Here is a 12684-nt window from a genome sequence, read left to right on the forward strand (position 1 = left end):
GTTATCCTAATAGTTTTTTCACCATTTCATTGATTCTTTTCCCATCTGCTACGCCTGCAAATGTTTTAGTAGCCATGCCCATGACTTTTCCCATGTCTTTCATGGTGGTTGCTCCTACTTTGGCAATAATCTCTTTCATACCACTTTCAAGCTCTTCATCGCTTAATTGTTTAGGTAAATATGCCTGAAAAACTTCCACTTGTTCAAGCTCTTTGTTGACCAACTCATCACGTCCAGCCTCTTTGTATTGAGCGGCAGCTTCTTCTCGTTGTTTGATGCCTCGTTGGATGAGTTTAACAACCTCTTCATCGCTTAAATCTTTTCTTTCATCCACTTCAATTTGTTTGATCATGGTATTAATCGCACGAATACTGTCTCTTTTGACAATCTCTTTTGCTCTCATTGCTTCTTTTAAATCGTTTTTCAGTTGTTCTTTCAGACTCATTTTCTCTCCAAATATATCAAAAATTGTTATTTCATTATAATCAATTATTCTTTAAAGCTCTCTACGAGCTCTTCAAGTTCCAAAAAACGTTCGACTTTCTCTTCATAAATTGCTTTGATCTCTTCAAGCTCCTGTGAAACCGCTACGATGCCTTTTTGTTCATAACATGCGGGGTTACTTAAACAGGCATTGATTGCTTCAATTTGTGCTTCAATTTGTTCTATCTCTTTAGGCAGTGCATCATAAACAATTTGGTCTTTATAGCTGAGTTTATTCTGTTTCTTTTTTGCAGGTTGTGTTGTTTTTGAACTGTTAGAATTGTTCAGTTCTTTTTCAAAGCTTTCTAATTCATGAAGCTCTTTTTCAATCTCTAAATACTCCGTATAGGGTTGGTAACTCTCAAAGACTTCTCCTTGTCCTTTAAAGACAAAGAGTTTTTTGGCAATTTTATCGACAAAATATCGGTCATGGCTTACAAATATCAAGGCTCCTTGGAAGTTTTGCAGATACTCTTCAAGGATATTAATCGTTGGAATATCCAAATCATTGGTGGGTTCATCTAAAACCAAACAGTCCACTTTTTTAGTAAACAGCAGTGCCAAAGCCACACGGTTTTTTTCTCCACCACTTAATACCCCAATCTTTTTATCCAAGTACTCTCTTGGGAATAAAAAGTTTTTTAAGTATCCAAAAACATGCAAGTTTCGCCCGTCTTGTAATACAACTCGATCACCTCCATTGGGACAGAAGGTTTCCATGAGGTTTTTAGAGTCATCGAGCATCTCTCGGTGTTGATCAAAATATCCAATCTCAAAATCCCCTTTTTTAAATTGCCCTTTGTCTATTTGAAGTTTTCCCATAAAGATTTTAAGCAATGTCGACTTTCCACTTCCATTCGGGCCCACAATTGCAATCGTATCTTTTTGTAAAATTCGAGTAGTAAAATCTTTTATGAGCAGTTTATCACCTAAAGATTTTTCAATATCATCAAGTTCAAAGAGCATCTTCTTTCTGTTTTGTTGTTTCTCTTCGGTGTTAAAAGATTTTTGTTCTCTTTGAAGTTCCAGACTCATTTTTCGTATTTGTGCGGGGTTACTTTTGGCCTGTTTTTTAAGGTCGAAATATTCCGCTTTTCGACGTTCATTTCTTTTTCTTCGAGCAGTCACACCTCGTTGCATCCAGTGTGCTTCTCTTTTAACTAACCGAAGCAGGTTTTCATGGTCTTTTTGCATGTTCTCTAAAATTTGTTGTTTTTGCTCTAAATAACTGCTGTAACCACCATTGAACTTTCGTAAAACGCCGCCATCTATCTCAACCACACTTGAAGCGATGTTATCAATAAAGTATCGGTCATGCGAGATAAAAACCAGTGTGAAGTTGTTCTTTAAAAGAAGACTTTCTAAAAACTCCACCATGTATACGTCGAGGTGGTTGGTGGGTTCATCGAGCAGAAGCACATCGGGTTTTTTAAGCAGAAGTCCTGCTAAACTTACTCTTCGTTGCTCTCCTCCACTTAAAAGGTTGACGTCTTTAAACTCATACTCTTTGAGTTGAAACTCTTTAAGCACACGTTCAATCATATTGTCCAAGTCCCACGCGTTGTGAAAGTCAATAAAGGTTGCCAGATGGGCTTGTTGATTCAGTAAATTTTGATTTTCATAATCTTCAGTTAAAGCATGCGTGACCTCTTCATACTTATCTTTGGCCTCTTTGAGTTCTGTCAGTTGTGCTTCAATGGCTTGCCGTACAGTCAGGTTATCTGGAAATTTTGGTTGTTGTGCGAGCATCTCTATTTTAATGGATTTATCAATAGAAATTTCTCCACTGTCAACTTCAACCTCATTCATGATGACTTTCATTAAAGTCGATTTCCCTTGTCCATTTTGCCCAATCACAGCAACACGCTGTCCTTCAAGAAGTGTAAAATTGACATTTTTTAAAATAACTTTTGTATCGTATTGTTTTGAGATGTTTTGTAAGTCGACGAGTGCCATAAGTGTAAAATTGTCCTTATAATAATAAAAATAGATATGGGTTTTAAAGTGATAGTGTATCGTAAAATGAGTTAAGGCTTGTTTCTTAAAACCAGAAGTTGTTTCTAATCTTTTTTATGCAGTCATTTGTCACTAAAAGATTGGAAGACTTAATGTGTTGTGTTAAACAAGCCATGTAATTAATTTGTCACTTCCAAAAAGCTATCATTATAAACATGCAATGCATTTGTTTGCATAAGTCTAAAAGAAGAGAGCACAATGTTTCAAAACATAAAAACAAAAATGAAGTTATCCATCATGGCCTTGGTTGCTTTGGTTGCACTATTGGTGGTGGGTGTCCTTGGAATTATCCAATTAAAAAAAGTGAACAATGGATTAACTACGGTTTATAATGATCGAGTGGTTCCTTTGGAACAGTTAAAAATCATTGCAGATGCGTATGCTGTGAATATTGTTGATACGACACATCAAACACGAAACGGTAATCTTACGTTTGAGCAGTGTATTGAAAATATCAGCAATGCTCAAAAGAGTATTGATACACAGTGGAAAGCTTACACTTCTACGTTTTTAACTCCTGAAGAGTTACAGTTGTCTAAAGAGACCAATGTGTTGATGAAAACGGGCAATGAAGTTTCCAAAACCATTAAAGAAGCCTGTATAGAAGGAGATTTAGACCTCTTAACAAAAATTACGATTGAAGATTTGTACCCTAAAATTGACCCTATTGGAGAGAAGATTTCTGCGTTGATCTCTTTACAATTAAAAATTGCTAAAAGTGAAACTGAAAATGCGTATGACATTTATGAAAAAAGCAAAATCACAACCATTGTGGCGATTATTCTTTTTTTAGTTATTATTTTATTACTTGCATATATGATCATTGTGGATATCAGTAAAAAACTCGAACGTTTCCAAATGGGATTAGGTTCATTTTTTGCATTTTTAAACCGAGAATCGCAAAGCGTAGAGTTGATTGACATTCGTTCAAACGATGAATTTGGCGACATGACAAAAGTGGTCAATGAAAATATCAATAAAACCAAAATCGGCATTGAAGAAGATCGTAAATTAATTGATGAAACCATCTATGTTTTAGGAGAGTTTGAAAATGGAGATTTAAATCAACGTTTACAAACCAAAGTTGCTAATCCTGCTTTAATGGAATTGAAAAATGTGGTTAATAAAATGGCAGATAAATTAGAAAACAACATTGATCATGTTTTATCAATTTTGGATGATTACAGTAAATACAACTACTTAAATCGTATTTCAACCACGAATTTAAAAGAGCATCTTTTAAAATTGGCTAAAGGGGTCAATGACTTAGGTGACTCTGTGACTGAAATGTTGACTGAAAATAAAATCAATGGATTAACGCTTGATGAGAGTTCAAACACTCTATTAAATAACGTTGATAAACTCAATGCCAGTTCAAATGAAGCTGCCTCAAGTTTAGAAGAGACAGCAGCAGCACTTGAAGAGATTACGTCAAATATTCGACACAACACTGAGAGCATTGCAAAAATGTCTAAATACTCAGGCAGTGTGACACAATCTGCGCAAGAGGGTGAAAAACTGGCAAATAAAACCAACATCTCTATGGATGAAATCAATGAACAAGTCACCGCAATCAATGAAGCAATTTCAGTGATTGATCAAATTGCATTTCAAACCAATATTTTAAGTTTAAATGCAGCCGTTGAAGCAGCCACTGCAGGTGAAGCTGGAAAAGGGTTTGCTGTTGTTGCTCAAGAGGTGAGAAACTTAGCATCACGTTCAGCAGAAGCTGCCAAAGAGATTAAAACATTGGTTGAAACGGCAACATTAAAAGCCAATGACGGTAAAAATATTGCAGGTGAAATGATTGAAGGGTATAAAGTGCTTAATGATAATATTTCACAAACGATTGGTTTAATCTCTGATATTGAAGGGGCATCCAAAGAGCAACTGCTTGGAATTGAACAAATCAATGATGCCGTTAATGAGTTGGATCAACAAACACAACGAAACGCTATGGTTGCCTCACAAACCCATGATATTGCTATTTTGACAGATGAAATTGCCAAACTTGTTGTCAGCGACGCGGACAAAAAAGAGTTTAAAGGTAAAGAGAGTGTAACTGCAAGAAAATCAAACAATAAAGAATAACCGTATTGAATTAAGTTCAATACGGTTGAACCCTTTCTTTCATTAAATATCTACATTGTTTAAAAATAGATTAAAACAACCAAAAATTAAGCAAATAATAATAAATTCATAATTTTATGGGTGTTCAAATGCCCTAAATTGCTATATAATGACAAAACGCACAACGAAGGAGAAGGTATGACTGTTCGAAGTTCTACTGTCAACCAAGAGTATATCTCTCAAGTATCAGCAAATAATCAACACAATTCAGACGAACAGTTTGAAATCAATGAAGCCTCTTTGAATATGGAACTCTCTTTTGAAACAGTTTCAAATATGACGTTTCAAGAGCTTTCTAATCAGTATAACAGTGAAACAGTACCTACATTGCAAGAAGCACAATCACTTAAATCCATGACGACATACAGTGATGATAAGCAATTTAATACGCTTCTTTTTAGTCAAGCAGTCACTTCTTTAAAACAACACGGGAATTTAACGACTTTTTCACGAAACTTTACACTCCCTATGCTTTTAATCAGTGAAGGGGGTTTTATAGAGTTACAAGATATCACTTCTCCAGAAGCTGCATCGAAATATGGCATTAAAAGCAGTGAAGCTCTTGAAGATGTCATTGAAAAACAAAAAGTCGCTGCACAAAACAAACAAGCACACAAAGTGGATGATGTTATAACAACCATGAAAAAACTGCCAGAGTTGTATAAAGAGAAACAAAGTGCACTTCAAATGGATGTAGCAGGTATGTTTCAAAACTTTATGCAGATACTCTCTGATTTTCAAGCCCTTCAAAATCACAACAAAAATGCAATGGAAAGTTACACCAAAACAAATCTACACAATCCTTTGATATAAAAGTAACAATACAGTTTCAAGGGTTTTTTTCTAATAAAGCTTTGTGCTTTATTGTTGTAGACTTCTTTAAAAAGAGGTAGAATGTTATTTTTAGAGGCAGTGGGTGCAATTTTTTCTATTTTGGGTGCATATTTGATGTCGACAAGCACCAAAAAAAACACCAAACCACTCTATTATGGTTTTGCCAGTTTTTTTATCTCCAATGCAGCATTGTTAACCTTTTTTACTTTTAAAGGCAAAATTCCCATTATCATACAGATGATTCTCTTTTTTGTTACGGCAATTTTAGGGATCTATCGACATTCACCCAATATGAAACGAGACATGTTTTTAGTTTGTATGGCGTGTACGGCTTTAGCTCTTGCTTTGATAAAAAGTGTTGTACCTCAAATTCAAGAGATCGACTTCTCTGTTTTACCGATTGATTTTGCTGCTTCATCGTTGGCCATTTTTGGAAGTTATTTGCTTTCAAGCCATCGACATACGTTACGAGGATATGCATTTATCTGTTTTTTTATTGCGGATGTGGTGTTTGTTTATATTGGGTACAGGAATGCCTTTTATTTCTTTATGGTGCAGTCAATGTTTTATTTGTATACCAGTGTGAAAGGGTATACAAATACCATGCACGAAGAGCTACGCAGATGGTTGAAATAAAAAGTTATTTCTCGACAGGAAGCTCGGTTTTACTCCAGTCGTAAGCAAACCCTTGTTTGATATTATAAACATTTGAAAAGCCTTCATACGCTAAAAGGTTTGAGGCAAATTTGGTTCTTGAACCCGTACGACAGATTAAAATCACTTTTTTATCCATGTCGCCTTTTAAAGCATAATCGATTTGTTCAACGAAGTTTTTATTAAATACGCGCTGACCAAACTGTTCATTAAATACAGGGATATTGACTGAATCTTTTGCATGTGAATAGGTATATTCACGTTTGGTTCGTACATCGACGATCAGTATGCCTTCTTCTTGTTGCATTTTATACGCTGTGTGTGAATCAATATCAGCTTTATATAAATTGGCTTTGCTTAAATCTGGTTGTGCCAACAGTGATGTGAACGTTAAAAAAAGTGTAAACAGCAGTTTATAAATCAAATTATTTCTCCTCATTTATTTCTAAATCATCATAGGGATCCATATGAATGGTGATGCTCCATTCACGAGTCTCATCGAGTTTTCTGATTTTGTCTTCAATTCTATCTACAACTCTATGCGCATCCATTAAGGTAATCAGACAGTCAAAGACCAAGTGTACATCAACAAAAGTTTGATGACCTGCTTCTCGTGTTTTTAAAAGGTGAAAGGTATTGGTCTCTTTTTCTGAAAGCAGGATGCCTTCAATATTTTGCACCAGCTCTTCATCCAAAGCTCTGTCTAAAAGAACCAAGACTCCTTCTTTTATGAGTTCATACGCAGAGTAGATAATAAACACCGAGATACCCCCACCAACGATGATATCAAAGAGTTCATACCCAGTCACATTCACAAGCACAAGTGAAACTAAAACAGCCACGTTGGTATAGACATCTGTTTTATAGTGCAGGGCGTCTGCTTTTACCACCATACTGTTGGTCTCTTTGGCTATTTTATGTAAGTACACGACCAATAAAATGGTAATCACAAGTGAAATAATCATCACAATAAGTGAGGTTGAAAGGTATGAAGATTTTTCACCTGTAAAGGCTTTTTCAACGGCTTGATAAAACAAAAACAGACCCGAAATGGTGATAATCGTTCCTTCAATAACAGATGCTAAAGCTTCTATCTTTCCACGACCATAGTTGAATGTATCATCGGCAGGTTTCTCTGAATTATTAATGGCAAAGTAGTTAAAAATTGAGACAAACATGTCTAAAATAGAGTCTACAGCAGAAGCCAAAACAGCCACAGAACCACTGGCAACTCCTATGATGAGTTTAATCAGTGTGAGAAAAGCAGCAACGGAAGTGGAAACGACCGTTGCTTTTTTTTGTTTTGTCATAGCTTTTAGTAGTTCGCCTCAACGAACTCTTTGATTCTTTCAATACCTTTTTCGATACTTGTTAAATCTGTTGCAAATGAGAATCTAAAATATCCTTCTGTACCAAATGCAAGTCCTGGTACAACCGCAACTCCTTTTTGTTCTAATAAATCTGAACAGAACTTCATAGAATCTTCTGTTACTCCTTTGATGTTGACAAATAAGTAGAATGCACCATCAGGTTTTACACAAGAGATTCCTTTGATCGCATTGAATTTTTCAACAGCGAAATCTCTTCGTTTTTCAAACTCTACTCGCATCATTTCAATCGCGTCATCTGCTTGACCCTCTAAAGCTAAGATTGAAGCGTATTGTGTGATTGAGTTGACGTTTGATGTGACTTGACCTTGAAGTTTAATCATCGCTTTTACTAAATCAGGGTGTGGGGTTGCAATATATCCAAATCTCCAACCTGTCATGGCAACTGCTTTACTCAATCCATTGATGGTCACAGTTCGTTTGAACATATCTTCACTCACTTGGGCTGCTGCAGTGAATTTTCTTCCATCGTAGATGATTTTTTCGTACATTTCATCCGATAATACTAAGATATCTGTACCTTTTAATACTTCTCCAATGGCAATCAATTCCTCTTTTGAGTAGACTGAACCTGTTGGGTTTGAAGGGGTATTTAAAAGCAGAATTTTTGTTTTTGGCGTAATGGCAGCTTTCAATTGCTCAGGTGTAATTTTAAACTCTGTAGAGTCGTCTGTATCAATAAATACGGGTACACCATCAGAGAATTTGACTTGTTCAGGATACGTTACCCAATACGGCGCAGGAATAATGACTTCATCACCCTCTTCAATTAAAACTTGGAATAGGTTAAATAAAGAGTGTTTTGCTCCGTTACTGATAACGATATGATTGAGTTCATAATTTAATCCATGATCTCTTTTTAGCTTGTTAATAATTGCTTGTTTGGTTTCAGTAATACCTTCAACCGCTGTATACTTCGTATGACCAGCTTTGATAGCATCAATAGCCGCTTCTTTGATGATATCAGGGGTATTAAAGTCAGGCTCTCCTGCACTGAAGCTTAAGATATCTCTACCTTGAGCTTTTAACTCTCGACCAAGTGCAGTAATTGCCATAGTTACTGATGGAGATAAATTTTCCATTCTTTTTGCAATTTTCATTTACGCTTTTCCTATGTTAAATTTTGGTAGGATTTTATCAAAAATATACTTATATGAAATACAAAAAAAAGAGGATTTCATTAAAAATTTAAAAAATGGGTAAAAGTTGGATTTTAATATAACAATCAATAATGAAATTGTCACCGTACAATTTATTCAAACACGAAGCGTCAAACACTGTTACATCAAAATTTTAGATGCTTCACATATTCGTATCAAAGCCCATCCTTCCTTTAGTTTAAAAGAGGCTCAAAAGGTGATTGATAAAAAGTTTGCATGGCTTGAAAAACATATTGTACGTCTTAAAGCCAAAGAGCTTGAAAGTCACGAGTTTTACTATTTAGGAAAAAAATATGATCGCAGAAAAAATTTTTTATCCCAAGAAGAGCTGGATGTTTTTTTTAAAAAAGAGGCCAAAGAACAGATTCTGCCTTTGGTTGAAAAACATGCTTCACGTATGCAGTGTTATCCCAGCCAAGTTAAATTTCGAAAAAACAAAAGTCGATGGGGAAGTTGCTCAATACACAATGTGATTAATTTCAATTTTTTACTGATGAAATTCCCTAAAAGTGTCATTGAGTATGTGGTGATACATGAGTTGGCGCATATCAAACACAAAAACCACTCAAAAGCATTTTGGAATTTTGTAGAAGAGTTTTGCCCAACGTATAAAGAGCAAGAGAGGTTACTTAAGCTTTTTTAATCAAGGCTCGAATGGCTTCAACTTTATTGTGCAGTCGTTCGTCTTTGATTGCATTTTCAAAAATACCATATGAACGTTCAGCAAATGTGGGTTCTTCTTCTATTGGCTCCTTTTTTTTCTCCATGACATTGGTTACAAAAAAACGAATATCCGTAATATTGGCAATGCCTAAAGTTTTAAGCAGACTTCGTATCAAATCTTTATTATGTGTAAATTCCATTTTATAAACAGGATGGGTTAAAACAAAAAAGAGAATTTCTTGTTTAACATAGGCAAATTTTACCCCTTTTTTTAGCTTTAAAGGTAAGGTATTTATTAGCTTTTCTAGGGTAGTATGAGTCTTTAATTTTTTAAATTCAGGACTGTATTTCAAATGAGTAAGAATTTCGTTAACTTTTTTCATGCTGCTATTATAGCAGTTTTTCTTTTATCTTTAAGTGGTTGCGGGTATAAAGCCGATCCCGTATATGTCAACGAGCAACAACAAGTTCAACCATAATGGTGTATGACTATATTATTATAGGTACAGGTGTGGCGGGTTTGAATGCCGCGCGTTTGATACCTAAAGATAAAAAAGTATTGATGTTGTGTAAAAAAGCACCGTGGGAGTGTAACACCTTTTATGCTCAAGGAGGTGTTGCTACTGCCGTTGATAAAACCGACATTGAACCACATATCAACGACACGCTTGTTGCAGGTGTGCATCACAACAACATAGAAGCTGTACGTAAACTCAGTGAGAACTCACGAGCAGGGATTGATGACCTCATTGAAGCAGGCTTACAGTTTGACAAAAATGCCAAAGGGGAACTTGCTTTTACCAAAGAAGCAGCTCATTCCCGAAGCCGAATTTTACATGCCGATGGCGATGCCACAGGGCGTATGATTCACATGTTTTTACTGCAAGTGTGTCCTCACACCATTCAAACCGATGCGGTGGTTTGTGATTTGCTCATAGAAGATGGTGTTTGTTATGGAGTGCAGTACTTTACAGATGAAACGACACAAAAAGTGGCGTATGCGCATCAAACCATTATTGCAAGTGGTGGGATTGGTTCGATTTATAAATATCACACCAACTCAACGGCGATTGCTGGAGAAGTTCAAGGTATTTGTATTGAAAAAGGGCTTGAACTCAATGATATGGAGATGATGCAGTTTCACCCAACAGTATTCAAAGGGACTTCCTATGCCAGAAAACCTCTTTTAAGTGAAGCGTTAAGAGGTGAGGGAGCGTGCATTGTGGATGATGACGATAAACGTTTCTTATTTGAGTATCACAAAGATGGAGAACTGGCTCCTCGTGATGTGGTCAGCCGAGCTATTTTTGACTACAATAAAAAAACCAATAAACCCATTTTCCTTTCGTTTAAAGAGTTTGATAAAACCTATTTTAAACAACGATTTCCCAACATTTATGCCAACTTTAAAGATTTAGGTTATGACTTGCCGTTTGAGCGTGTACCAATTTCACCTGCCTTTCATTATGCTATGGGGGGTATTGCCATTGATACCAATGCCAAAGTTAAAGGGGTTAAAAATCTCTATGCCGTTGGTGAAGCGGCGTGTTCAGGTCTGCATGGTGCCAATCGATTGGCTTCAAACTCTTTGCTTGAAGGCATTGTCTACTCAAAAATTGCGGTTGAGGAGAGTTTGAAACATCCTTTTGAGATAGTGTGTGAAAACTACACAAAACCAATTAAAAACTATATTCGTAATCAAACAATTGATAAAGAGATTAAAAATAATCTTCGAAAAATCATGTGGAAAAGTGCATCAATATCACGTAATCAAAACGATTTAAAAACTGCTTTGATACAAATTGATACATTTTTAAAAGAAGATGTTGGTCGCCTGCTTTTTTTAAGGCTACTTACGGCAAAATCTATTTTAACGTCTGCCATAAAGCGGACAAGCTCGCTAGGAGCGCATTATATTAAGGAGAATTGATGTTTAAAACGTTAATAACATTGTTGCTCTCTTCTGTTGCACTGTTTGCATCAGCAGGAGGTAATACAGGTGAAGTGGCACCAAATATAACCATGACATGGGTAGGATTTGCATGTCTGTTTATTTTTGTGATTGGGTACTATTTTATTGCTGCTGAAGAGAAATACGGTATCGATAAAGCAAAACCAGCACTTTTTATTGGTACGTTTATGTTTTTATTGGTTGCAATTTACTATGCAATCAATGGATTGTCGCTGGATTTAGTGCACACAGAAGCACAACACTTGATTTTAGAAATTGCTGGAATTTTCTTCTTCTTATTCGTTGCAATGACCTACATTGAATCTTTGATTCATATGGGTGTATTTGACCGATTAAAATACAACTTGGTCTCTAAAGGGTATTCATACAGAAAACTATATTGGTTGACGGGTATCTTGGCTTTCTTCCTTTCTCCTGTTGCAGATAACTTAACAACAGCGTTAATTTTATCAACGGTTCTAATTACGATTGAAAGAGAGAAAAAAGAGTTCTTGGTTCCTGGAGCTATTAACATTGTAGTTGCAGCAAATGCAGGTGGTGCTTGGTCGCCATTTGGGGATATCACTACGCTTATGGCATGGACAGCAGGTAAAGGAACATTTACAGACTTCTTCTATATTTTCCCATCAGCAGTATTAGGATACTTAGCAACAGCAGTTATCTTAGCTCGATTTGTTCCAGATACGCAACCTGATTTCGATGCTACTAAAGAGGTGAAACCAAAGATGCATGAGGGTGCAAAAGTGGTTATGGCTTTAGGTATCTTTACAATCTTCTGTGCAGTTATGTCTCACCAAGTATTACACTTACCAGCAATGTGGGGTATGTTATTTGGTCTTTCATTATTAAAACTCTACGCATACTCTTTAAAGAAAAAATTCGGAAGTGAACACTTCAACGTATTCCACTCAATTGCTAAAATTGAGAACAACACACTGCTATTCTTCTTTGGTATTTTAGCAGCGGTTGGTGCGTTATACTTTATTGGATGGCTTGGATTAGCAGTTGTGGTTTATAACCCAGATGTATTAGGTCCTACGTGGTCAAATATTGGGGTTGGATTCTTATCTGCAATCGTGGACAACGTTCCTGTTATGTCGGCTGTTCTTAAAGCAAACCCAGATATGGGACTTGACCAATGGATGTTGGTCACATTGACTGCTGGTGTTGGTGGATCATTGATTTCATTTGGTTCTGCAGCAGGTGTTGGTGTTATGGGTAAACTTCACGGGATTTACACATTCGGTTCACACATGAAATATGCATGGGCTATTTTAATTGGATATATCATCTCTGTTTCAGTGTGGTATTTACAATACGAAGTTTTAGGTATTCAACACGCCTAAGCTTTCATACAAAAGTGCTTTGGCACTTTTGTATTTTT

The 12684-nt window shown here is 36.0% G+C and carries 13 protein-coding genes; 7 read left to right on the forward strand and 6 right to left on the reverse strand.

The annotated features are described in order from the left end of the window. Window position 1: 1 nt before the first annotated feature. Together CRV04_RS03095 and abc-f are read right to left on the reverse strand one after the other, a co-directional pair. Complete coding sequence (locus CRV04_RS03095; protein WP_128995285.1) at window positions 2-445, reverse strand: GatB/YqeY domain-containing protein; 444 nt, start codon at window positions 443-445, stop codon at window positions 2-4. 44 nt (window positions 446-489) lie between these two features. Beyond that, window positions 490-2439: a ribosomal protection-like ABC-F family protein gene (gene abc-f, locus CRV04_RS03100; RefSeq protein WP_128995287.1), complete on the reverse strand. Its 1950-nt coding sequence runs from the start codon at window positions 2437-2439 to the stop codon at window positions 490-492. Between the two features lie 258 nt (window positions 2440-2697). Here abc-f and CRV04_RS03105 point away from each other — a divergent pair, with 258 nt between their 5' ends. The 3 genes from CRV04_RS03105 to CRV04_RS03115 all read left to right on the forward strand — a co-directional run bounded on the left by CRV04_RS03105 (window position 2698) and on the right by CRV04_RS03115 (window position 6099). Further along, a complete protein-coding gene (locus CRV04_RS03105; protein WP_128995289.1) occupies window positions 2698-4590 on the forward strand; it encodes a HAMP domain-containing methyl-accepting chemotaxis protein in 1893 nt (630 codons plus the stop codon). A 177-nt stretch (window positions 4591-4767) separates the two neighbouring features. Next, complete coding sequence (locus tag CRV04_RS03110; RefSeq protein ID WP_128995291.1) at window positions 4768-5442, forward strand: hypothetical protein; 675 nt, start codon at window positions 4768-4770, stop codon at window positions 5440-5442. An 81-nt stretch (window positions 5443-5523) separates the two neighbouring features. Beyond that, the gene (locus CRV04_RS03115; protein ID WP_128995293.1) at window positions 5524-6099 is read left to right on the forward strand and encodes a hypothetical protein; all 576 of its coding nucleotides are present in this window, start codon (window positions 5524-5526) and stop codon (window positions 6097-6099) included. Between the two features lie 4 nt (window positions 6100-6103). Here CRV04_RS03115 and CRV04_RS03120 read toward each other — a convergent pair whose 3' ends face one another. Genes CRV04_RS03120 through CRV04_RS03130 form a run of 3 tightly spaced genes read right to left on the reverse strand, consistent with a single transcriptional unit; the run spans window position 6104 to window position 8605 of the window. After that, window positions 6104-6541, reverse strand: coding sequence for a rhodanese-like domain-containing protein (locus tag CRV04_RS03120; RefSeq protein WP_164969111.1), 438 nt, complete (start codon window positions 6539-6541; stop codon window positions 6104-6106). A 1-nt stretch (window position 6542) separates the two neighbouring features. Then, window positions 6543-7427: a cation diffusion facilitator family transporter gene (locus tag CRV04_RS03125; protein ID WP_128995297.1), complete on the reverse strand. Its 885-nt coding sequence runs from the start codon at window positions 7425-7427 to the stop codon at window positions 6543-6545. 5 nt (window positions 7428-7432) lie between these two features. Next, window positions 7433-8605 carry a pyridoxal phosphate-dependent aminotransferase gene (locus CRV04_RS03130; protein WP_128995299.1) on the reverse strand — a complete coding sequence of 391 codons (1173 nt, stop codon included), beginning with the start codon at window positions 8603-8605 and terminating at the stop codon, window positions 7433-7435. Window positions 8606-8711: 106 nt separating this feature from the next. Between CRV04_RS03130 and CRV04_RS03135 the strand changes: the two genes are divergently transcribed. Continuing rightward, the gene (locus CRV04_RS03135) at window positions 8712-9308 is read left to right on the forward strand and encodes a M48 family metallopeptidase (protein WP_128995301.1); all 597 of its coding nucleotides are present in this window, start codon (window positions 8712-8714) and stop codon (window positions 9306-9308) included. Here the strand turns inward: CRV04_RS03135 and CRV04_RS12955 are convergent. Continuing rightward, entirely contained in the window at window positions 9295-9528 is a 234-nt protein-coding gene (locus CRV04_RS12955) for a hypothetical protein (protein WP_228126457.1), read from the reverse strand. The genes CRV04_RS03135 and CRV04_RS12955 overlap by 14 nt on opposite strands. Before the next feature lie 153 nt (window positions 9529-9681). Between CRV04_RS12955 and CRV04_RS13015 the strand changes: the two genes are divergently transcribed. Genes CRV04_RS13015 through nhaD form a run of 3 tightly spaced genes read left to right on the forward strand, consistent with a single transcriptional unit; the run spans window position 9682 to window position 12646 of the window. Continuing rightward, window positions 9682-9807, forward strand: coding sequence for a hypothetical protein (locus CRV04_RS13015; protein ID WP_265588967.1), 126 nt, complete (start codon window positions 9682-9684; stop codon window positions 9805-9807). Next, window positions 9807-11258, forward strand: a complete 1452-nt coding sequence (nadB, locus tag CRV04_RS03145) for an L-aspartate oxidase (protein ID WP_128995305.1) — start codon at window positions 9807-9809, stop codon at window positions 11256-11258. Before CRV04_RS13015 ends, nadB begins: the two co-directional genes overlap by 1 nt. Beyond that, window positions 11258-12646 (forward strand): sodium:proton antiporter NhaD, encoded by a 1389-nt coding sequence (nhaD, locus tag CRV04_RS03150; RefSeq protein WP_128995307.1) that lies wholly within the window; start codon window positions 11258-11260, stop codon window positions 12644-12646. Before nadB ends, nhaD begins: the two co-directional genes overlap by 1 nt. Window positions 12647-12684 lie beyond the last annotated feature (38 nt).

Source organism: Candidatus Marinarcus aquaticus (assembly GCF_004116335.1).
GTDB lineage: Bacteria > Campylobacterota > Campylobacteria > Campylobacterales > Arcobacteraceae > Marinarcus > Marinarcus aquaticus.